General features: G+C 71.9%; 17 protein-coding genes and 1 pseudogene. 9 read left to right on the top strand and 9 right to left on the bottom strand.

What is annotated here, in order from left to right; translation table 11 throughout:
- The first annotated feature begins 33 nt into the window (after positions 1-33).
- Both RNB18_RS23720 and RNB18_RS23715 read left to right on the top strand, forming a co-directional pair.
- On the top strand, positions 34-1,011 hold the full coding sequence (locus RNB18_RS23720) for a helix-turn-helix transcriptional regulator (RefSeq protein ID WP_311716119.1): 978 nt from the start codon (positions 34-36) through the stop codon (positions 1,009-1,011).
- Between the two features lie 8 nt (positions 1,012-1,019).
- The gene (locus tag RNB18_RS23715) at positions 1,020-1,463 is read left to right on the top strand and encodes a GNAT family N-acetyltransferase (RefSeq protein WP_311716118.1); all 444 of its coding nucleotides are present in this window, start codon (positions 1,020-1,022) and stop codon (positions 1,461-1,463) included.
- Here the strand turns inward: RNB18_RS23715 and RNB18_RS23710 are convergent.
- Positions 1,444-1,956, bottom strand: a complete 513-nt coding sequence (locus tag RNB18_RS23710; protein WP_311716117.1) for an AAA family ATPase — start codon at positions 1,954-1,956, stop codon at positions 1,444-1,446. The genes RNB18_RS23715 and RNB18_RS23710 overlap by 20 nt on opposite strands.
- A 142-nt stretch (positions 1,957-2,098) precedes the next feature.
- Positions 2,099-3,184: a beta-glucuronidase AbsR1 gene (gene absR1 / locus RNB18_RS23705; RefSeq protein WP_311716116.1), complete on the bottom strand. Its 1,086-nt coding sequence runs from the start codon at positions 3,182-3,184 to the stop codon at positions 2,099-2,101.
- 98 nt (positions 3,185-3,282) lie between these two features.
- Between absR1 and RNB18_RS23700 the strand changes: the two genes are divergently transcribed.
- Positions 3,283-5,385, top strand: coding sequence for a LuxR C-terminal-related transcriptional regulator (locus tag RNB18_RS23700; RefSeq protein WP_311716115.1), 2,103 nt, complete (start codon positions 3,283-3,285; stop codon positions 5,383-5,385).
- A gap of 84 nt (positions 5,386-5,469) precedes the next feature.
- Here RNB18_RS23700 and RNB18_RS23695 read toward each other — a convergent pair whose 3' ends face one another.
- Positions 5,470-8,037, bottom strand: a complete 2,568-nt coding sequence (locus RNB18_RS23695) for a CHAT domain-containing protein (RefSeq protein WP_311716392.1) — start codon at positions 8,035-8,037, stop codon at positions 5,470-5,472.
- 148 nt (positions 8,038-8,185) lie between these two features.
- Here RNB18_RS23695 and RNB18_RS23690 point away from each other — a divergent pair, with 148 nt between their 5' ends.
- Genes RNB18_RS23690 through RNB18_RS23680 form a run of 3 tightly spaced genes read left to right on the top strand, consistent with a single transcriptional unit; the run spans position 8,186 to position 10,748 of the window.
- Positions 8,186-9,613: a S8/S53 family peptidase gene (locus RNB18_RS23690; protein WP_311716114.1), complete on the top strand. Its 1,428-nt coding sequence runs from the start codon at positions 8,186-8,188 to the stop codon at positions 9,611-9,613.
- A 59-nt stretch (positions 9,614-9,672) separates the two neighbouring features.
- Complete coding sequence (locus RNB18_RS23685; RefSeq protein ID WP_057617915.1) at positions 9,673-10,248, top strand: RNA polymerase sigma factor; 576 nt, start codon at positions 9,673-9,675, stop codon at positions 10,246-10,248.
- A gap of 5 nt (positions 10,249-10,253) precedes the next feature.
- A complete protein-coding gene (locus RNB18_RS23680; RefSeq protein WP_394817662.1) occupies positions 10,254-10,748 on the top strand; it encodes a hypothetical protein in 495 nt (164 codons plus the stop codon).
- Here RNB18_RS23680 and RNB18_RS23675 read toward each other — a convergent pair.
- Positions 10,738-11,535 (bottom strand): N-formylglutamate amidohydrolase, encoded by a 798-nt coding sequence (locus tag RNB18_RS23675; protein ID WP_311716112.1) that lies wholly within the window; start codon positions 11,533-11,535, stop codon positions 10,738-10,740. The genes RNB18_RS23680 and RNB18_RS23675 overlap by 11 nt on opposite strands.
- Positions 11,536-11,582: 47 nt before the next feature.
- Between RNB18_RS23675 and RNB18_RS23670 the strand changes: the two genes are divergently transcribed.
- Positions 11,583-11,912, top strand: a complete 330-nt coding sequence (locus RNB18_RS23670) for a DUF5713 family protein (RefSeq protein WP_311716111.1) — start codon at positions 11,583-11,585, stop codon at positions 11,910-11,912.
- Positions 11,913-11,990: 78 nt separating this feature from the next.
- On the opposite strand, the gene RNB18_RS23665 is transcribed toward RNB18_RS23670, so the two are convergent.
- Entirely contained in the window at positions 11,991-14,210 is a 2,220-nt protein-coding gene (locus RNB18_RS23665) for an NADP-dependent isocitrate dehydrogenase (RefSeq protein ID WP_311716110.1), read from the bottom strand.
- Between the two features lie 207 nt (positions 14,211-14,417).
- Between RNB18_RS23665 and RNB18_RS23660 the strand changes: the two genes are divergently transcribed.
- Complete coding sequence (locus tag RNB18_RS23660; protein WP_311716109.1) at positions 14,418-15,953, top strand: M1 family metallopeptidase; 1,536 nt, start codon at positions 14,418-14,420, stop codon at positions 15,951-15,953.
- 5 nt (positions 15,954-15,958) lie between these two features.
- Here the strand turns inward: RNB18_RS23660 and RNB18_RS23655 are convergent, their stop codons facing one another.
- The 3 genes and pseudogenes from RNB18_RS23655 to RNB18_RS23645 all read right to left on the bottom strand — a co-directional run bounded on the left by RNB18_RS23655 (position 15,959) and on the right by RNB18_RS23645 (position 18,522).
- Entirely contained in the window at positions 15,959-17,044 is a 1,086-nt protein-coding gene (locus tag RNB18_RS23655; RefSeq protein ID WP_311716391.1) for a mechanosensitive ion channel family protein, read from the bottom strand.
- A 160-nt stretch (positions 17,045-17,204) separates the two neighbouring features.
- Positions 17,205-17,413 (bottom strand): annotated as a pseudogene (locus RNB18_RS23650) (amino acid permease); the annotation flags it as partial.
- Between the two features lie 134 nt (positions 17,414-17,547).
- Positions 17,548-18,522 (bottom strand): lysylphosphatidylglycerol synthase transmembrane domain-containing protein, encoded by a 975-nt coding sequence (locus tag RNB18_RS23645; RefSeq protein ID WP_311716108.1) that lies wholly within the window; start codon positions 18,520-18,522, stop codon positions 17,548-17,550.
- Positions 18,523-18,672: 150 nt separating this feature from the next.
- Between RNB18_RS23645 and RNB18_RS23640 the strand changes: the two genes are divergently transcribed.
- The gene (locus tag RNB18_RS23640) at positions 18,673-20,559 is read left to right on the top strand and encodes an ABC transporter ATP-binding protein (RefSeq protein WP_311716390.1); all 1,887 of its coding nucleotides are present in this window, start codon (positions 18,673-18,675) and stop codon (positions 20,557-20,559) included.
- A gap of 21 nt (positions 20,560-20,580) precedes the next feature.
- Here the strand turns inward: RNB18_RS23640 and RNB18_RS23635 are convergent, their stop codons facing one another.
- The gene (locus tag RNB18_RS23635) at positions 20,581-21,801 is read right to left on the bottom strand and encodes a PP2C family protein-serine/threonine phosphatase (protein ID WP_311716107.1); all 1,221 of its coding nucleotides are present in this window, start codon (positions 21,799-21,801) and stop codon (positions 20,581-20,583) included.
- Positions 21,802-21,857 lie beyond the last annotated feature (56 nt).

Genomic DNA, 21,857 nt, shown 5'->3' with positions numbered 1-21,857 from the left:
CCGTCAGTCCTACGTCGATGAGGTGATCGCCCGATGCGTGCGGACAGGCTGCTGTCCCTCCTGCTCAGCCTCCAGTCCCGCGGACAGATGACGGCCCGTGAACTCGCTGCGGAACTCGAGGTGTCGGTCCGTACCGTCTACCGGGACCTGGAGGCGCTGAGCGCGGCGGGCATACCGGTGGTGGCGAGCGGCGGTCCGGGCGGCGGCTGCCGTCTCATGGAGGGCTGGCGCAGTCCGCTGCTCGGTATCAGCGCGGAGGAGGCGACGGCCCTGCTGGCGGTCGCCTCCGGGGGCGGCCCGCTGGAACGGATCGCGCTGGGCGACGCGCTGGCCCAGGCGCGCCTGAAACTGCTGTCCGCCCTGCCGGCGGCGGGCCGCGAGCAGGTGAGCCTGACGGCGAGCCGCTTCCACATCGACACCCAGGCCTGGTTCAAGCCACCGGAACCGGTCGCGCACCTCGCCGTGCTGGTCGATGCCGTACGACGGGACAGGCGTCTGCGTCTGCGGCACGTGCAGCGCGATGCCTGGTCCGACGTGGACCCCCTGGGCCTGGTCGCGAAGGCGGGCGTCTGGTACCTGGTCGTCCGGTCCGACCGGGGCATCCGCGCGCACCGGGCGTCCAGAATCATGGAAGCGGAACTCCTGCCCGAGACCTTCGCCCGCCCCGCCGACTTCGACCTGCCGGCCCATTGGGCCCGCTGGACGGCCGAGTTCGAGGCGAGTCTGGACCAACTCCCGGTCACGGTACGCCTGTCGGCAACAGGGCTTGCCGCACTCCCGCAGGTACTCGGCGACACGGAGTCGGCGGCGCGGGCGGTCCCCGATCCCGAGGAACCCGGCCTATACCGCCTGGTCCTGCACTTCGACGACCGGCGCACCGCCTGCCGCCGTCTGCTCGGCTTCGGCCCCGACGCCGAGGTCCTCGAACCGGCGGAAGTCCGCGGGGAGTTGGCGGAGACCGCGCGCCGGACGGCCGCCCGTTACCGGGACGCGCCCGACCCCATGCCATGATCGACGCCATGGCCGTCCGAATCGACCTCGCCGATGTCAGCGACCTCCACCAGGTCCTGGCGGACCACGCCCGCTACTGGGGCGAGCGTGACCTCCGCGCACTCCATCTCACGGCGCTGGTGCAGGAGTTCGGCGCCACCTCTCTGGTCGCCAGAGCCGAGGACGGCATCCGCGGCTACCTCTTCGGATTCGTCACCCCCGACCACACCGGCTACGTCCACCTGATCGCCACCCGCGACGACACCCGCGGCACCGGCCTCGGCCGTACCCTCTACGAAGCGTTCACCGAGGCCGCCCGCGGGCAGGGTGCGGTCCGCCTCAAAGCGATCACCTCGGTCACCAACGAGGGTTCGATCGCCTTCCACCGCAGCCTCGGCTTCGACGCCCGCGTGGTGGAGGACTACGACGGCCCGGGCCGTCCCCGTGTCGTCTTCACCCGGGACCTGCGGTGAGGATCGCGTCGAGCAGCGGGCCCAGCGAATCGTCGGGCTCCTGTCCCGCGGTGTCGACCACGAGGCGGTCCCGATGCCACGGCTCGTACTCCCGGTCGGCGATCTGCTGCCAGGTGGGCAGCGGCAGGTCGGGGATGTCCACCGAGCGCGAGTCCACGCGGCGCCGGTGCTCGTCCGGATCGGAGCAGACGACCTCCACCTCGAGCACGGGCACGCCGGCTCTCGTCGCGGCGCCGCACCAGGCATCGCGCGTGATCGCCAGCGGGTTGACGGACTCCGCGATCACCGTGAGCCCCTGCCGCAGCTGCTCCTCGGCGAGGGCGTACCCCACGACATAGCCCACCGGCCCCACGGGATGCCGGGCCAGTCCGGAGCGGACGACCGCCTGCTCGATGGTGTCGACCCGTAGATGGACCGCGCCCGTCCTGGAGGCCAGGAGCCGCGCGAGAGTGGTCTTGCCGGTGGCAGGCAGGCCGCCGATGACGATCAGCATGCCCCCACTCTTTCACCCGGAAATCCCGCTGAACGCCGTGTGGCCGGAAGTACGTCTCCCTCCCCCGAAGGCTACGTACTTCCGGCCATTCCCCCGGCGCCGGACAGCGGTCCAGCCTCGCCCGTGCGGCCCGTCTGTGCTGTCACCAGCACATGACCGCGGTTTCCCCCGAACCCCATGCGGAGTACAGGCGCACACGGACGAAGTAGCGGCGGCCCTTCACGAGACGGGCCCTGATCGTGGCGTTGTGCGAAGTGCCTCCGTCGTCCCGGCCGGTGAGATAGCGGGGTTCCCCGTCCCGCTCCTCGAAGACCACGACGACGGTGTCGCTGTCGCCGAAGGTGCCCACGGTGTACTCGCGGGTCTCCGGCGGTTCCACGGTGAAGTCGGCCTGCTCACCCGGTCCGAGCCCGAGCGGCGCGGAGCGGAAGGGCACCAGCGCCGGCGGCCGGGTCGGCTCGGTCGGCGGGTACCAGCGCAGGACGTACTCCTTGTCGGCGGCCGACAGGGTGCCGGGCGGATCGAGACCCGCGCGGAACTGCTCCGGCTCCAGGATCAGCCCCGCCTCGAAGGCGTACTCCATGATCGACTGCGGGTCCCAGACGGTGCCGTTCACCTCGTCCGGGTCGAGCTTGCGCAGGATGTTGTAGAACGTCCGGTCCCGGCTCCAGAAGTTCGGCGGGCCCGCCAGATCGGCGTAGACGGCCTCGTCGTCCCAGTGGATCCCGGCGAACGGACTCTGGTGCTCGTGCAGCATGCCCAGCGCGTGCCCGATCTCGTGCAGGGCTGTCCCGCGTCCCCCGGGCGCGGTCAGGTCCCAGCCGAAGTTCATGGTGCGCTCGTTCAGACCGACCTGGAGCGCGTCCCTGCCCACCGTCGACCAGGAGCCGTCGCCGAGCTGGAACCCGATGCGCAGTTCGGCCTCCGAGCGGTCGCCGACCTCGGTGATCGTGACGCCGAGCCCGAGGTCCTGCCACTCCTGGAAGCACTCGCGCACCACGTCCCGCTGCTCCTTGGCGTCGACCCACGACACCCGACGGGACTGTCCCGTCCCCGGAACCGGAATGACCGACCCGTCGGTGTCGCCGTCGAGAAAGCAGTAGTGCAGGACCGTGCTGTTGACCCACAATCGGCTGCCGCCGATGAGCGCACTCAGCCGCTCGGCGGCCAGCCCCGGGGCGAACGCCGGAGCCGACTGCTGCGCGAGTGAGCAGTAGCGTGCGGTCATGGGGTTCAGCGTGCCGTGAGGCGTCCCGGGGCGCCTGAGTCGGGGGCTACTCAAGTCCCCCTGTATCAGGACTGAGTAGCGCTGCTCTTGCTTCCGTGATGACTTTCGAACCGGACGCGAAGACCCTGGAGCTGCCCTGGCCGTTCACCGGGCGGGAGGAGGAACTCGAGCTGGTCCGCAGGTCGGTCGCCGGGGGACGGCACGGCATCGTGGTCACCGGTCCCGCGGGCCGGGGCAAGACCCGGCTCGTCACGGAGGCCGTGCGCGGCACCGACTGTGCCAGGGTGGCGGGCACGCCCGAGACCCGCGCGCTCCCGTTCGCCGCCTTCGCGCACCTTGTTCCGGAGACCGCGTCCCTGCACCGCGCGGTCCAACTCCTGTCAGGTGTACGACTGTTGCTCGTCGACGACGCCCATCTGCTGGACGACGCCTCGGCGGCCCTGGTCCACCAGCTCGCCGTGCACGGCCGCACCCGTCTCCTGGTCGTCGCCACGGACGGGGCCCGCTCGCCGGGTGCGATCTCCCGCCTGTGGACCGGAGAGCTCCTGCCGCGCCTCGCCCTTGAGCCGTTGCCCCGCGAGGAGACCGCGCAGCTGCTCGCGGCCGGCGTCGGTGGCCTCGAAGCCCTCACCGTCAACCGGCTGTACCGCATGTGCCGGGGCGATCTGCGACTATTGCGCGAGTTGGTGGACGCGGTGCGCGAGCAGGGGCTGCTGAACCAGGTCCCGGACTCGACCGAGTGGGAGTGGCGCGGCCCGGTGCCGGTCACCGCGACCGTGCGCGAGCGCACCGCGCACCTTCTCGACCGCACGGGTCCCGGCGAGCGCGAGACCCTGGACCGCCTGGCCTTCGGTGAGCCGCTCTTCGTAGACGTCGGCACGCTCGACCTGGACGCCCTGGAACGCCTGGAGGCCGACGGTCTCGTCCACGTCGACGAACACGGCACCGCCCGGCTCGCCCACCCTCTCCACGCCCCGGTGCTGCGAGCCGCCGCCGGACGCCTGAAGACTCTGCGCCTGGCCCGCACCCCGGCCGACTGCGCCGCGGCCCTGGAGACCGAGACGGCCGCACTGGCCCGGGCGATCGCCGAGACGGACGTACGGGCCGTCTCCGCGCCGGTGGGGGAGTGGCTCCTGGACGAGGGCATTGGCGTTCCGGCCCGGCACGCCGCGGTACGGGCCCGGTTCGCACGCCTGCGGGGGGAACTGCGGGAGGCCGTGGCCTGGGCGAGGGAGGGACTGCGGGCTGCCGCCGATGACCCGGCCTGCCGTCTCGAACTCGCCCTGGCCGCGGCACAGTCGGGGCACCCGGAGCTCGCGGCACCTCCGGCCGGCCCGGACGTCGACCGATCCCCTGAGCCCTCGACCGGGTCCGAGGGCGACGGGCCCGCCGTCGTCCCGGCCGGGCCCACGGCACCGGAATCCATCGAGTCCCGAGGCTGCCGGTCCGGTGACAGCCGACTCGCCGATCCTCTCCAACCGCCCGCGCCCGTCATGGACTCCGGCCCTCTCCAACCGCCCGCGCCCGTCATGGACTCCGGCCCTCTCCAACCGCCCGCGGCCGTCGTCGACCCCAGCACCCCCCAACTCACCGCGACCGCAACCGCGTCAAGCGGCGCTGCCGACTCGCGGGAGGTCGCGGGCGGTTCGGCGGTCACCTGGTGGGCCGCCGCCCGCGGTGATCTCGACGCGGCTCTCGGCACGGTCGGCGAGGATCCGTACGACGCCGTCCGGCTCGGCGCGCCCGAGCGGGCCGTCGGCCGGCTGACCGGTGTCTTCGCCGCACACGCCGAGGCGCTCGCCCACGACGACGGTCCCGCCCTCGACCGGGCGGCGCAGGCGTTGGAGGAGCGCGGTTTCCTGCTCTTCGCCGCCGAGGCGTACGCCCAGGCCGTAACGTCGCACCGCGACCCTGGTGCCGCCCGCACCTCCCGCACCCGAGCCGTCGCCCTGGCCCGGCGCTGCCAGGGCGCCCGCACCCCGGCCCTGTCCGGCCTTGTCCTCGGCGAACTCACCGCCCGCCAGCGGCAGATCGTCACCCTCGCGGCCGCCGGCCTGAGCAACCGCCAGATCGCGGAGCAGCTCACCCTGTCGATCCGCACGGTCGGCAACCACCTCTACAGCGCGTACGCCCGCCTCGGTGCGAGCGACCGCGACGCGCTGCCGTGCCTGGTCGAGCTGCCGGAGGCACAGCCGGCCTGAGCCGTACACCGGACCGGGGCGGTCTGACCCCCAGTATTCGGGGGAGGGGTCAGGCCGCCCCACACATCACGCACCCCTGGGGCATCATGCCGCCCCGAACGCCGAGAACGCCCACCCCGTCGCCTGATGCACCGCGTCCCCCGGCAGCGAGGCCCGCGCGTCGCGCAACGCCTCCGCCATCGACGCCCCCGCACCGAGCCCCTTGTGCAGCGTGAGCATCAGCGGCACCACCGCCTCGTCGTTGACCGGCGCGCTGCACGCCACCACTCCCGCCGTGCCCAGCGGCAGCAGCGCGGTGACCAGGCCGAGCAGCTCGTCCGCGCCCACCGAGGCGAACCGGGCGGTGTCGCAGCAGGACAGGATGATCCGGTACGGGCTGCGGTCCAGGCGCTCGAAGTCGTGGACGATGAGCGGCCCGTCGGCCATCCGCAACGCCGAGAACAACGGGCTGTCCGCACGGAACGTGCCGTGCGCGGCGATATGCGCCAGTGCCGCCCCGTCCAGTTCCGCCAACACCCGCGGCACGCGCGCGTCGTCGTACTCAAGGACGGTCGCGGAGCCGTGGCGCCCGGCCAGTTCCGGCACCTCGGCGCCCCCGGTCGCGAGGCCCGGCCCGCGAACGAGCACCTGACGCCCGCCCGGGGGAGGCACGGTCTCCCTCGCCCGCAGCCAGCTGCTCGCCGACGGCGACACGCTGAACACCCGTTCCCGCAGCGAGGGCAGCAGCGCCCACGGCACCCGGTGCAGCCGCCCCGGCGGCACCACCACGACCGGTCCGGAGCCGAGCTGCGCCGCGGCCGGCCCGAGCAGCAGCTCCTCCAGCCGCCGCCCGGCCGCCTCCACCACCGGAAGCCGCGCCTCCGCCCCCGGGTGGGCCAGTCGCCTCAGCCCCGCCTGGACGTGCTCCGCCTCGCTCTCCGCGTCGGCCAGCAAGCCGCCCTCGAACCGCCGCACCCGCCCCTGTGCGCACAGCAGCACCTGAACACGCCCGTCGAGCACGGCCAGTTCGACCAGCCGTACGTCGTCACCGAGCCGTTCCAGCAGCCTGCGCGGGTCGAACCGGTAGCCGTCACCGGGCGCGTCCCCTCGCATGTGGAGGGTCCGGGAGCGGATCTCCCGTTCCAGGCGTCGCTGTTCACGCTCCAGCGTCGGCACCGGCCGGCCCTCCATCCGGGCGGCCTCCGCCCGGGCCGCGATCTCCCGGAACGCGGTCAGGCCACTGAGCAGTTCGGGATCGGCCGGCGGGCGGGTCGGCGGCGCGGACAACACCGTGGCCCGCCAGCGCTCGCTCCACACCAGCAGCCGCCGAGGACCGCCCGAGGCGAGCGAGGCCCGCGCGGCGAGCCCGGCCAGCTCAGCGCCCTGAGCGGTGGCCCGCGCCCGGAGTTCGGAGGCGCCGAGCGTCGTACGGTGGTCGTCGAGCACGTCCAGACCCCGTCGACAGGCCTCGAGCACCCGCCGGTCGGAGCCCACGGCCCGCGCCCACAGCGCCTGCGCCGCCCACCCCGTCATCCGCGCCAGCGGCGGCCCGCTGAGCCGGCTGCGGGCCGCCACCTCCAGATGCCGCTGGGCGTCCTCCCGCCACCCCAGGCCCAGCGCGATCCGGCCCGCGAGCAGCGAGGCCTCCGGGGCGGCAGGGGCGCCGAAGGAGGCCAGCCGGTCGGCGACCGCGGCCGCGTCCGCGACCAGCCGGCCCGAGCCGCGCCCGGCGGCGACCCGCGCCTCGATCAGCACGAGCCGCGCATGCGTCTCCCACCAGGTGCGCCGCTGCCCCGCGAACAGTCGTACGGCCATGTCGGCGCGCGCGATCGCGGTGTGGGCGTCACCCGCGAGCCGGGCCGCCCGCGCCGCGGCGAGCAGCAGCTCCGCCTTGCGGGTGGACTGCCCGCCGATCCCGTCCAGCACCCCGATCGCCGCGTCGGCCTCCGCGAGCGCCTCCGGGGCGAGCCCCGCCGCCATCAGGACCTCGCAGCGCCTGATGTTGAGCATGAACATCGGCGTGCCGAGCTTGGCGTACCGCTCCTGGGCCTCGTCGAGCAGCCGCAGCGCGGCGGGTATGTTCCCCGACCGGTACGCGGCCAGCCCCCGGCTCTCCACCGCGTCGGCCTTGTCGTGCTCCTGGCCCGTGGTGTCCCACAGCGCCTCCGCCGCCGTGAAGTCGGCGTCCGCCCGCTCCACCGCGCCGAGCGCCAGATGCACGGTGGCCCGCAGGGTCAGCGCCCGCGCCGTCCAGATCACGTCGTCGGCCTGCCGCAGCACCGGCACCGCCCGCCGTACGTCCTCCAGCGCCGCCCGGTGATGCCCGAGGACCCAGGACGCGTAGGCACGCCGGAACAGGACGCGTGCGCGGGTGTGCCCGCTGCCGACCTCGACCCCCCGCTCCAGCGCCGCCAGACCCTGCCGGGTCCGCCCCGCGTGGACCAGCGCCACACCTAGCGCGGCCAGCACGTCCGCCTCCCGGTCGGCCGACTCCGCGCGCGCCGCGAGATCGCGGGCCCGGCGCAGATGGTCCAGGGCGATCCGCATGTCGCCCCAGTCCCGCTGCCAGATGCCGATCACCTGATGGGCGACGGAGGCGTGCAGCGGTGAGGGATCCGAGCCGAGTACTTCCTCTGCCCTCGCCAGCGCCTGGTTGGGGGCGGCGAACACCATCGGCAGAAGTTCGAGAACCGAGTCGCTTCCCGCTGTCACTCCATGGATGGTAGTGGCCCAGGTGGCAGGCCACACCGGTTTGGCGCTGTATCAATCACCGGCCCCGCGGCTCTGACTGACGACCGCCGCCTCAGTGGGAGGAAACGCCATGGCACCTCAGCGATTCCACGAGCAGTTCGACCAGATCCAGCGCTCCATGCCGGACGTCCCGCTGGCACTGGGACCCGACGACGCCTCGGAGTTCATCTATGAGAAGGGTGTCGTGCTCGCCCGCGACGGACGCGACGCGGTGCTCGTCGAGGAGACCGTCCGCACCCACTTCACCGAGGCGACCGGTCTGACCGGCGACCATGTGCGCCGGGACAGCCCCGAGACCAACCGCTCGGGCATCACCCGGATCAAGGTCGGCGACCCGGGCCACGGCGACCGGCGCGGCGACCGTGCCGTCACCCACGCCCTGCGCGCCATGAGCGAACGCGAGGGACGCGCCGGACACCGGCTGGTCAGCCGCAACCACGTGGTGTCGATCGCGGTCAACTCCTGCCCCGGCGACGAGCCCGTGCCCGCCGCGCTCAGCCAGGGCACCAACCCGGCCCCCGCGGAAACCGGGCATGACTCCGACACCGCCGTGGGCGTCCTCGTCGTCGACAACGGACTCACCCACGACCACAGCCTCGTCCCGCTGCTCGCCCACGTCGAGGGCGACCTGCACGGCACCGAGACCGACGGGGCCGGCAACCTCCTCCAGTACGTCGGCCACGGCACGTTCATCGCCGGTGTCCTCGCGGCCGTCGCGCCCAACACCGATATCACCGTCCGCAACACCCTCAACGACGCGGGCGCCATCCTGGAGTCCGAGCTCGGCGAGAAACTCTTCGAGGCCGTCGCCGACGGCTGGCCCGACCTCATCAGCCTCTCCGCGGGTACCTCCAACGGCCGCAGCGACGGACTGCTCGGCATGGACGCCTTCATGCAGGAACTGCGCGCCCACGGCACCCTGTTGATCGCCGCGGCCGGCAACAACGCCAGCGCCAGCCCCTTCTGGCCCGCCGCCTACGCCGACCTGCCCGAGTACCAGGACGTCGTCCTGTCGGTCGGCGCGCTGCGCGGCGACGGCGAGTTCGGCGCCTGCTTCAGCAACCACGGCTCCTGGGTGAAGGTCTACGCCCCCGGCGAGCGGCTCACCAGCGCCCTCACCGGCTTCGACGCGCCCGTGCCGTACCTCTACCAGCACTCCACGTACGAGGCCTGCAGGTTCGGCTTCACCTACGTGTGCACCTGCCAGTCCCCTTCCCACGTCGGCGTGTTGAGCGAGGACGGCACCCCGGCCAAGCCGGACCAGGTGATGTTCGAGGGGTACGCGCACTGGAGCGGCACCTCCTTCGCGACCCCGGTCGTGGCTGGCCTGGTCGCCGCCCACATGACCGCGAACAAGGAGACCGACCCGCGCGCCGCCCGGCAGCAACTGCTGGCCACGAACACGCAGTTCGCCGAAGTGCGCGGGGCGCACGTACCGGCGCTGCGGCCGGCCGGCTGGCGCCCGGTGCCGGTCGTGCAGCGCCCTGTCGGCGCATGAGGGCCGGAGTGGTCCCTTCCACGGCGTACGATGACTTGCCGTACACGAGGGGTGGGACCGTGGACCGTGCAGATGTCGGTGCGCTGGTCCAGTCCGCCGTCGACGGTGACGCGGCGGCCTGGAAGGCGCTCGTGGAGGGGCTGAGCCCACTGGTGTGGTCCGTCGTGCGCGCGCACCGGCTCTCCGACGCCGACGCGCACGAGGTGTACCAGACCGTGTGGTTCCGCTTCGCCCAGCACCTCGGGCGGATCCGCGAACCCGACAAGGCCAAGTCCTGGCTGGCGAGCACCGCGCGCCACGAGTGCCTGAAGGTGCTCAAGAGCTTAAGGCGGCTGACCGTCACGGACGATCCGCAGCTCCTGGACCGGATCAGCGAGGACCGTACGCCCGAGCAGTCGTTCATCGACTCCGAGGAGGCCGCCGCCCAGAGCGAGCGGGTCCGGTACCTGTGGCAGGAGTTCGAGGAACTCGGCGAGCGCTGCCGGCAGTTGCTGCGCATCCTGATGGCCTCGCCGAAGCCCGGCTACCAGGAGGTGTCCGCCGCACTGGGGATCGCGGTGGGCAGCATCGGACCACTGCGCCAGCGCTGCCTGCGGCGGTTGCGGGCGCGGCTCGAAGCCCGGGGGGCGGTATGAGCGACATGAACGACGATCAGGACGATCAGCACGCAGCCTTCGACGAAGAGGCGTCGCCGGACGAGGAGTTCGCGCTCGAACTGCTGGAGGAGGAGCTCCGGCAGGCAACGGCCATCCTGGACCCCGTACCGCCCGCCCTGCGGCAGATCGCCGTCGAGGCGTTCGCGCTGCACGACCTGGACAGCCGGATCGCCGAACTCGCCTTCGACTCGGTGGTGGACGCCCTTCCGGTGCGGGGAGCGACGGGGGCACCGCGGATGCTGACCTTCCACGCGGGTGAAGTGACGGTCGACGTCGAGCTCACCCCGCAGGGCCTCATGGGGCAGGTGCTGCCGCCTCAGTCGGCCCGGATCGAGGTGCTCAGCGGTCCCCAGGCCGGCTCGCCGCTCACCACCGACGACATGGGCCGCTTCATCCACGAGGCGTCGCCCGCCGGTCCCTTCGCCCTACGGCTGCGGACCGGCGAAGGAGTGATCGTCACCGACTGGCTCACCGTCTGAACCGCGCGTCGGGAGACTCCAGAGCGTCCACGAGAGCGGCGAGTGCCTGCGCGAGCCGGAGCAGCCCCGGCCCGGCGGGTCCGCCCGGTTCCGTCATGTAGGTGTCCCGCCGAATCTCCACCATCAGCGCACTCACCCGGGGCTCGCGGCCGTAGAACTCCAGCGGCACGTAGGTCCCACCGAACGGACTGTCCAGCCCGACGTCCCCGAACGCCTCGCGGGCCGCGGCGAGCAGCTCGGGCGGCGTGTGGAAGGAGTCGGTACCGAGGCAGACCGGCGGCCGTGGCCCCTCGCCGTGCAGCTCGTAGGGCAGCGGCGCGCTGGGATAGGAGTGCACGTCGATGACGACGGCACGCCCGGTGACGGCCAGCCGCTGGGCCACGGCGTCGGTCATCGCCCGGGCGTACGGCCGGAAGTAGCGCGCGAGGAGCGGCTCGGGGTCGGTGTCCGCGGGCCGCAGCTCCTCCCCGTGCGTGGTCCGCGTGTACACGGCCCCCATCCCCACGGCGAGCATCTCCTCCCGCTCGTCCGGAAACCGCTCGGGATCGACGACCAGTCGCGAGAGCCGGTTCACGAACCGCCACGGCGTCAGGTGGGCCCGGCGAGCCGCCTCCTCGGCGAGCCGAGCCGTGTGCGCGTCGACGATGTGATCGAGCTCCCGCTCCAGCGCGAAGTCGTCCAGCACGATCCCGGCCCGTACCTCGGCCGGTATCGCCCGCCCCGAGTGCGGCACATGGAGGATCACCGGCGACCGCTCGGCACCGGGCAACAGGTCGAACGAGGGCATACGGCTGCTCCCGGGGCGTTGTCAGTGGCGTGGTGCACCATCACAGCATGAACATCAGCAACCAGCGGGTGACCGGCCACTCGTTCCTCGAGGCGCTCTACCGCGACGGCTACTACCCCGACCGTGCGGTGGACCGGGGCAAGGAGATCCTGCTGCGGCTGTGCGAGCGGATCGAGGCGGACCGGCCCGCCGAACTGGCCGCGCTGTACGTGCTGACCCAGGCGGCCACCGAGGAGTTCAACGACCTGCAGGACGACGACTTCGACATCGAGACCGTGGCCCGCGAGGAGATAGCCGAGAACTTCTGGTTCGTGGCCGACGCCTACGGCTTCGCGGACGCCGACGTCGAGGAGCTCATCGCCACCCGGGACTGGTGAGCGTCACCCCCCGGCGGAGACGCCTCCGCCCCGGCCGGGCAGCTGCCGGTCGGGGCGGGGTCACGCAGCGGGCCCGGGTCAGCTCAGGGACGCCAGCGTCTCGTTCCACGTCGTCGACGGGCGCATGATCTTCGCGGCCTTGGCCGGGTCGGGCTGGTAGTAGCCGCCGATGTCGGCCGGCTTGCCCTGAACGGCGTTCAGCTCTTCGACGATCTTCTGCTCGTTCGCGGCGAGCGTCTCGGCGAGCGGGGCGAAGGCCTTCGCCAGGTCCGCGTCGTCGGTCTGCGCGGCCAGCTCCTGGGCCCAGTACAGGGACAGGTAGAAGTGGCTGCCGCGGTTGTCGATGCCGCCGACGCGACGGGTCGGGGACTTGTCCTCGTTGAGGAAGGTCGCCGTGGCGCGGTCGAGGGTGTCGGCGAGGACCTTCGCGCGGGAGTTGCCCGTGAAGTCGGCGTACTGCTCCAGGGACGGGACCAGCGCGAAGAACTCACCGAGGGAGTCCCAGCGCAGGTAGTCCTCCTTGACCAGCTGCTGGACGTGCTTCGGCGCGGAGCCGCCGGCGCCCGTCTCGAACAGGCCGCCGCCCGCCATCAGCGGGACGACCGACAGCATCTTGGCGCTGGTGCCCAGCTCCAGGATGGGGAAGAGGTCGGTCAGGTAGTCACGCAGGACGTTGCCCGTCACCGAGATCGTGTCCTCGCCGCGGCGGATGCGCTCCACCGACAGCTTGGTCGCCTCGACCGGGGCGAGGATCCGGATGTCCAGGCCCTCGGTGTCGTGCTCCGGCAGGTACGTGTTGACCTTGGCGATCAGGTTGGCGTCGTGCGCGCGAGTCTCGTCCAGCCAGAACACCGCCGGGTTGCCGGTCGCACGGGCGCGGGTGACGGCCAGCTTCACCCAGTCGCGGATCGGCGCGTCCTTGGTCTGGCAGGCGCGGAAGATGTCGCCGGCGGAGACCGTCTGCTCGATGACGGCGTTGCCGTTCTGGTCGACGAGGCGGACCGTGCCGGTGGTCCGGATCTCGAAGGTCTTGTCGTGCGAGCCGTACTCCTCGGCCTTCTGCGCCATGAGGCCGACGTTCGGGACGGAGCCCATGGTCGACGGGTCGTAGGCGCCGTTGGCACGGCAGTCCTCGATCACGGCCTGGTAGACACCGGCGTACGACGAGTCCGGCAGCACCGCGAGGGTGTCGGCCTCCTGCCCGTCCGGGCCCCACATGTGGCCGGAGGTGCGGATCATGGCCGGCATCGAGGCGTCCACGATCACGTCGGACGGCACGTGCAGGTTGGTGATGCCCTTGTCGGAGTCGACCATCGCCAGGGCCGGGCCCTCGGCGAGCTCGGCGTCGAAGGACGCCTTGATCTCGGCGCCCTCGGGCAGGGACTCCAGGCCCTTGTAGATGCCGCCCAGACCGTCGTTAGGGGTCAGGCCGGCCGCGGCGAGCGTCTGGCCGTACTGCGCGAAGGTCTTCGGGAAGAAGGCGCGCACCACGTGACCGAAGATGATCGGGTCGGAGACCTTCATCATCGTGGCCTTCAGGTGCACGGAGAACAGCACGTCCTCGGCCTTGGCGCGGGCGATCTGCGCGGTGAGGAACTCCCGCAGCGGGGCCACGTGCAGCACCGAGGCGTCGACGACCTCGCCCTCGAGAACCGGTACGGACTCGCGCAGCACGGTGGTGGAGCCGTCGTCGCCGACCAGCTCGATCCGCAGCGTGCCGGCCTCGGAGATCACGACGGACTTCTCGGTGGAGCGGAAGTCGTCCACGCCCATCGTCGCCACGTTGGTCTTGGACTCCGACGACCAGGCGCCCATGCGGTGCGGGTGGGTCTTGGCGTAGTTCTTGACCGAGGCGGGGGCGCGGCGGTCGGAGTTGCCCTCACGCAGGACCGGGTTCACGGCGGAACCCTTGATCTTGTCGTAGCGGGCCTGGATGTCCCGCTCCTCGTCCGTCTTCGGGTCGTCCGGGTAGTCCGGCAGCGCGTAGCCCTGGGCCTGAAGCTCGGCGACGGCGGCCTTGAGCTGCGGGATCGACGCCGAGACGTTCGGCAGCTTGATGATGTTGGCCTCGGGCGTCTTCGCCAGTTCGCCCAGCTCGTGCAGGGCGTCCGGGATCCGCTGGTCCTCGGTCAGGTACTCCGGGAACACGGCGATGATGCGCCCGGCCAGCGAGATGTCCCGCGTCTCCACGGAGACACCCGCCTGCGAGGCGTACGCCTGGACCACCGGCAGGAAGGAATACGTCGCCAGGGCCGGGGCCTCGTCAGTGTGCGTATAGATGATGGTCGAGTCAGTCACCGGGTGCTCCGCTCCACGTCTGCAACATTGCTCGACATCAAGATATCTCGTGATCCCGCCGGTCTCGACAGCGGTCCTCGCCTACTTCCGAAGATCCTGCACATCCCCCGAGGCAACCGAAGCGTCTGATCTTGTGGTCATGCACGTTGATCGCACTCATCCGACGGCCGGACCCCGACCACCCGGCCGCCCGAGGGAAAGCAGACCATGAGATATCGCACCAGAGTGACGGCCCCGGCGGCTCTCCTCGGCACCGTGGCGGCCCTGTCCGTGGCCTCCCCGGCGCACGCTGACCCGGAGACCGGCACCCCTGGCCCGGAGACCCTCGGGGATCCCGTCTTCCCGAGCCTCGGCAATGACGGCTACCGCGTCTCCGCCTACCACCTCGACCTCGCGTACGACGCCACGACCCGGCTCGTCGACGCGACGGCCACCCTGACGCTCACCACCACCCAGGAGCTGAGCCGCCTCTCCCTGGACGCGCTGGGCCTCGACGTGCACGAGGTGCTGCTCGACGGCGTCCCGGCCGCCCGGGAGCAGGCCGGCGAGAAGCTGCGGATCACCCCGGCCGTCCCGCTGGCCGCGCGGACCACGGCGACCGTGACCGTGACGTACACGGCGGACCCGCGTGCCGCCCTGGCCCACACCGCCTGGGTGCCCACCCCGGACGGCTTCGCCATCTGCCCCCAGCCCAATACGGCGCACACCGTCTTCCCGTGCAACGACCACCCCTCGGACAAGGCGGACTTCACCTTCCGCATCACCGTCCCGGCCGGTCTCAAGGGCGTCGCGAGCGGCCACCTGGTGAGCACCGAGGACATCGGCGACGGCCGGACCGCGTACTGCTACCGGTCCCGGGAGCCGATCGCCACCGAGATCGTGCAGATCACGGTCGGCGACTACGTGATCAAGGACCGGCAAGGGCCGCACGGACTCCCGCTCAGGGACGTCGTCCCGACCGCCCGGGCCACCGCCCTGGAGCCCGCCCTCGCCCTCACCCCGAACCTGGTGAGCTGGATCGAGCAGCGGCTCGGGGCCTTCCCGTTCGAGACGTACGGCCTGCTGCCGTGCAACAACGACGCCTCGAACGCCTTCGACTTCACGGGGCTGGAGACCCAGACCCTCACCCTGTACAAGCCGAACTTCCTGCTCCAGGCGGAGAAGAGCATCGGCTCGCACATGATGCACGAGCTGGTCCACTCCTACTTCGGCAACAGCGTGAGCCCGGCGACCTGGTCCGACCTGTGGCTCAACGAGGGCCACGCCGACTTCTACGGGCTGCTCTACCGCTACGAGCGCGGCTGGGCCGACTCCCTCGGTCTCACCACGATGGAAGCGCGGATGAAGGACACCTACGCGCGCGGCGACCAGTGGCGCAAGTCCTCGGGCCCGGTCGCCGCCCCGAACGAGGCCAACCTCTTCGACAGCCAGCGCTACCTGGGCGGCGTCCTCGTCCTGTACGCGCTGCGTCAGCAGGTCGGCGAGAGCGTCTTCAGCGCGATCGAGTCCACCTTCCTGGAGCGCTTCCGCAACGCCTCGGCGTCGACCGGCGACTACATCGCCGTCGCCTCGGAGGTCTCCGGCGCCGACCAGTCCGGCTTCCTGGGGGACTGGCTGTACGGCACCAAGACGCCGAGGATGCCCGGTCACCCGGACTGGACGGTGACGCCGGTCAGCTCCGCGCTGCGGCAGCCGCAGAACCGGACGGACGGCCACTGGCACGACAACTCGGCGACTCTCTAGGGGACTCAGTCGAGCCGGGCGGAGGGCACCTCGCCCGGCTCGATCACGGTCTCCGCGCCGCGCTGCTGCGGAATCGACACCGAGCCCTGCTGGAGGGCGACGGTCCGCGCGGGCGCCGGGATCCGGATGCCCTCGTGGCGGTAGCGCTTGTGCAGCTCCTTGATGAACTCGTGCTTGATCCGGAACTGGTCGCTGAACTCGCCGACGCCCAGGATGACCGTGAAGCCGATGCGGGAGTCGCCGAAGGTGTGGAAGCGGACCAGCGGTTCGTGCTCCGGGACCGCGCCCTCGATCTCCGTCATGACCTGGGTGACGACCTCGCAGGTGACCCGCTCGACGTGGTCGAGATCGCTGTCGTAGGCCACCCCGACCTGCACCAGGATCGTCAACTGCTGTTCGGGACGCATGAAGTTGGTCATGTTCGTCTTGGCGAGCTCGCCGTTGGGCACGACGATCAGGTTGTTGGAGAGCGCGCGGACCGTCGTCTGACGCCAGTTGATGTCTTCGACGTAGCCCTCCTCGCCGCTGGCCAGCCGGATGTAGTCGCCGGGCTGGACGGTCTTGGAGGCGAGGATGTGGATGCCTGCGAAGAGGTTGGCGAGGGTGTCCTGGAGGGCCAGCGCGACCGCGAGACCGCCGACGCCGAGGGCGGTGAGCATCGGCGCTATGGAGATGCCGAGGGTCTGCAGGACGACCAGGAAACCGATCGCCAGGACCAGCACCCTCGTGATGTTGACGAAGATCGTGGCCGAACCGGCGACCCCGGAGCGGGACGTGGTGACCGTCCGCACGAGCCCTGCGACCAGCCGGGCCGCCGCCACCGTGACGACGAAGATCAGCAGCACGGTCAGGACCTGGTTGACGGTGTGCTGGACCGCCTTGGTCAGCGGCATCGCCGCTGCCGCGGCGGCGATGCCGCCCGCGATCGCCGCCGAGGGCACCACGGTCCGCAGCGCGGCCACGAGGACGTCGTCGCCGCCCCACTTGGTGCGGTCCGCGTGCTTGCCCAGCCACTTGAGCAGCATGCGCAGCAGGAAAGCCGCCACCAGGCCCGCCACCACGGCGATGCCGGCGCCGACCATGTCGTCCATGGTGAGATCCCGTTGAAATGCCGTCACGTTGCCACCTGTTCGAAATTGCGGGATGTGCGATCGCGTCGGCCGTGTGAAGGTTCCGTGGCCGACGCGACCGCTCATCCTGCCGTATCCGACACAGGAGTTCGTACCGGGCAGGGCGACGGATCGCCGGGTTTCAGACGATCCCCTCGGCGAGTTCGGCCTGTTCCCGGTCGGCCACCACACCGTGGCAAGAAGCAGTTCATCGTGTCCACCGTCACCGGCGAGGACTGTGGCGGACAGAACAGCACCGTCACACAGGCCCCCCACGCCACAGCCGACGGGCTTGCTCCACCGCCCCAGGCTCCACGGACCCGGCTGAAAACGGCTCCCCGCTCGATCGCGGTCACCGCGCCGCAGGCGGTCGCATACGGACGGCCACCGGCGTCCGGGTACGGGCGCTGACCTTCCGTCAGAGCCGCCGGCCCGTGCGCGTACGGCTCACCGGTCGGTGAACGCCCTGGTGAGTGACGCCCAGTTCAGATCACCTTCAGCCGCACCAGCGCACCCAGCGTCAGTGCCCCCGGCACCAGCGGCACCCAGACCGTGATGATCCGGTAGGCGAGCACCACCGCCGTGGCCACGGCCACCGGGCCGCCGGCCGCCACCAGCGCCACCACGAGGGCCGCCTCCACCGAGCCGACCCCGCCCGGTGTGGGCACCAGCGCCACCGCGCAGGTCGCCGCCAGATACGCCACGGCCATGTGCGCCGGCGGCACCGACAGCCCCAGCGCCTGCCCCACCGCGGCCAGCCCGGCCGCCTGCAGCGCCGGGAAGGCGAGCGAACCGCCCCACAGCGCGAGCGCCCGCGAGGGGCGGGTGTGCACCGAGCGGGCCTCGCCCAGTGCGGTCCGCAGGAAGGAGCCCACGGCCGTCCGCACCCGGCGGACACCCGCGAGCACGCCCACGGCCACCACGAGCACCGCGCCCAGGCCCAGCAGCAGCGGACCCACCGCGGTGTCGGGCAGCAGCCCGTCGAGGCGCAGCGCGTCCGGGAAGGCGACGAACAGCACGGCCAGCAGGGTGAGCCGGCCGATCGACTCCGCCAGCAGATACAGGGCGAGCGCGGCCGAGGATCGGGCGAGCGAGACCCCGCACACGGTCATGAAGCGCAGATTGACCGCCCCCGCGCCGAGGCCCGTCGGCAACAGGTGGTTCGCCGCGCCCGCCGCGAACTGGGTCGCCAGCAGTCGCCGCCGGGGCAGCCGCTCCACCACCGCACCCTGCCGGGTGAAGGAGGCGGCCACCCAGGTCAGACAGGTGGCACCGGCCGCGGCGAGGAGCCACGGCCACTCGGCGTGCCGCAGATGGCCGAAGCCCTCCGCGAGTACGGACCGGTGCCGCACCGCCACGACGGTGACCAGCAGGAGCGGGACCAGACACAGGATCTGGCGGATACGGCGGACGGGGAGGCGCTGGAGAGGGCGTCCCTGGGGGAGTTCTACCGCTGTCACATCGGGAGAGGTTTTCCTCGCCGCGCCAACAGCGGGTTGCGGAAGCGGGGCCAGGGTCTTACGTACGGTCATCGAGTCCTTCGGTCGGGCGGTTGATGTTCGGACGTTGACCTCAATAACGCTCGAGGTTCTAAGTTCTCTCCCATGAGCATGGAGACCACAGCCTGGACACAGCTGCACAGTGTCATGAACGCCGAGCAGGAGCGCCGCCCGTTCGCCCGCGCGACGCTGCGCCGCATCGGCTCGTTCGCCCGCCCGCACCGTACCCGTATCGCCCGTTTCGTCGTACTCGGGGTGGCGACCGCGCTGCTCGCCGTCGCCACGCCCGTACTGGCCGGACACATCGTCGACGCGATCGTGTCGGGCGACGACGAGGGCAAGGTCGTACGCCTGGCCCTGCTCATCGCTCTCATCGCGGTCGCGGAGGCCGCCCTCGGCGTCCTCGGCAGACGGCTGTCGGCCGCGCTCGGGGAGGGACTCATCCTCGATCTGCGGACGGCTGTGTTCGATCATGTGCAGCGCATGCCGGTCGCGTTCTTCACACGCACTCGTACGGGAGCGCTGGTCTCCCGTCTCAACAACGACGTCATCGGCGCGCAGCGCGCCTTCAGCAACACCCTGTCAGGCGTGGTCAGCAACCTGGTCACCCTGCTGCTGACCCTTGTGGTGATGCTCACCCTGTCCTGGCAGATCACCCTGCTCGCGCTCGCGCTGCTCCCGGTGTTCGTGATCCCGGCCCGCCGCATGGGCAGCCGGATGGCCCGGATGCAGCGGGAGGCGGCCGCGCTGAACGCGGCCATGGGCACGAGGATGACCGAGCGGTTCTCCGCGCCCGGCGCCACCCTGGTCAAGCTCTTCGGCCGCCCCGAGCAGGAGTCCGAGGAGTTCGCGGCCCGGGCCCGCCGCGTGGCCGACATCGGCGTCCGGACCGCCACCGCCCAGTCGGTGTTCATCACCGCCCTGACCCTGGTCTCCTCGCTGGCTCTCGCCCTGGTCTACGGCCTCGGCGGCTGGTTCGCCCTGCGCGGCAGCCTGGAACCGGGCGCCGTGGTCTCCCTCGCGCTGCTCCTGACCCGCATGTACGCCCCGCTCACCGCCCTCGCCGGCGCCCGCGTCGAGGTCATGAGCGCACTGGTCAGCTTCGAGCGGGTCTTCGAGGTACTCGATCTGAAGCCGCTGATCGAGGACAAGCCCGGCGCCCGCGAGGTGCCCGAAGGACCGGTCGCCGTCGAGTTCTCGGACGTCCGCTTCGGCTACCCCTCCGCCGACAAGGTCTCCCTGGCCTCCCTGGAGGAGGTCGCCTCCCTCGATACCCGCGGCGGCGCCGAGGTCCTGCACGGCGTCTCCTTCCGCGCCGAACCCGGCCAGACCATCGCCCTCGTCGGCTCCTCCGGCGCCGGGAAGTCGACCGTCGCGCAACTGCTGCCGCGGCTCTACGACGTGGACGAGGGCGCCGTACGCATCGGCGGCGTCGACGTCCGCGACCTGACCGCCGGGTCCCTGCGGGCCAGCCTCGGCATGGTCACCCAGGACGGCCACCTCTTCCACGACACGGTCCGCGCGAATCTGCTGCTGGCCCGCCCGGAGGCGACCGAGGCCGAACTGTGGGACGCCCTGGGCCGCTCCCGCCTGGACGATCTCGTACGGTCCCTGCCGGACGGTCTCGACACCGTGGTCGGCGAGCGCGGCTACCGGCTCTCCGGCGGCGAGCGTCAGCGCATGACCATCGCCCGTCTCCTGCTGGCCCGCCAGCGTGTGGTCATCCTCGACGAGGCCACCGCCCACCTGGACAACACCTCGGAGGCCGCCGTCCAGGAGGCGCTCGCCGAGGCGCTGGAGGGCAGGACGGCGATCGTGATCGCTCACCGGCTGTCGACGGTCCGCGCGGCCGACCAGATCCTGGTGGTCGAGGACGGGCGGATCGTGGAACGGGGGACGCACGAGGAACTGCTCGCGCTCGACGGCCGGTACGCGGAGCTCTACCGGACCCAGTTCGCCTCGCACGACGGCGGGGTGACCGAGACCGTCGTGGCGTAGCCCGTCAGGCGATCTCAGGAGTCAGGGGACGAGCCGATGCTGGTGGCCGGCGCGCCATTCGGCCAGCAGGACGGTGGCGTCGTCGTCCAGGCGGCCGCAGTGGTGGTCCAGGACGGCGTGCATCAGCCGACGCAGGGTCTCGTGCAGGGTCTGGCGGCCGGAGTGGTGGCGGACGACGAAGTCGGCGAACCGCTCACGGCCGAACCGCCGCCCCTCGGCATCGCGGGCGTCGACGATCCCGTCGGTGTACAGCAGCAGCCGGTCGCCCGGCTCCAGCTGCTCACGGCTGACGACGACCGGCAGCCCAAGGCCCGCGCCCATCGGTCCGGCCGGCGGGCAGACGAGCTCGACGGTCCAGCGATTGTCCCGGACGACGAGCGGCAGCGGGTGACCGCGATTGATCCAGTTCAGATGCCCCGTGTCCAGATCGAGGTCGGCGAGGACGCCGGTGACGTAGCGGCTGGTCCCGAAGTGGGCTGCCAGCACGTCCTCGACGGCGTGGCTCGTCTCGGTGAGCGAGGCCCCCTGGCGGCGGGCGTTGCGGCAGGCGGCCACCGCCACGTTCGCGGTGATCCCCGCGGTCGTGTCGTGACCCATCGCGTCGAACACCGACAGATGGAGGACGCTGCCGCTCAGGGCGTAGTCGAAGGCGTCACCGCCCATCTCGTAGGCGGGCTCGCTCGCGGCACCGAGGGTCACGTCATGGCCGGCGAAGGCGGCGGGCGGCATCAGCTTCCACTGCATCTCCGCCGCCACGTTCATCGGCTCCGTACGCACCAGCCGGGCGAAGGAGTCACTGCAGGACCGCCGGCTGAGCAGGACCAGGGCCACCAGCGAGGCGAGGTCGCGCAGATCCTCCCGTACGGCCCCGTCGTCACCGTCCTCCGAGTCCGCCCGGAGCACCCCGATGCGCTCGACGCCGTCGGTCACCGGCACCCACCACCGCCGCCGGGACCGTGCCCCGCGCGGTGGCTCGGCGACGAGCGTCACCCGCTGGTAGGCCCGCCCGGGCAGGGTGCCGTCGATCCGCACCTCTTCCCCGCCCGCCGCCGCGTCGGGACCGCGGCCGGTGATCTGCCGCAGCAGCGTCTCGCGGATGTCGACGGCGAAGACGGCCACGTCGTACAACCCGGCGGCATCCGCATGGCCGGCGATGAGGCCGGGCAACTCCTCCAGCGTCACCGTGTGCGCGGCCTGCAGCAGCCGCCGCAGCATCCGCCCGGTGTCCCCGGTGTTCACCATGCCACCACCCCGGTCACGCGCTGGGAGGCCGACCGCGTACCCGCAGCCGGGCACCT

Source organism: Streptomyces doebereineriae (genome assembly GCF_031845645.1).
GTDB lineage: Bacteria > Actinomycetota > Actinomycetes > Streptomycetales > Streptomycetaceae > Streptomyces > Streptomyces canus.
This window is presented reverse-complemented; position numbering and strand designations above follow the sequence as displayed.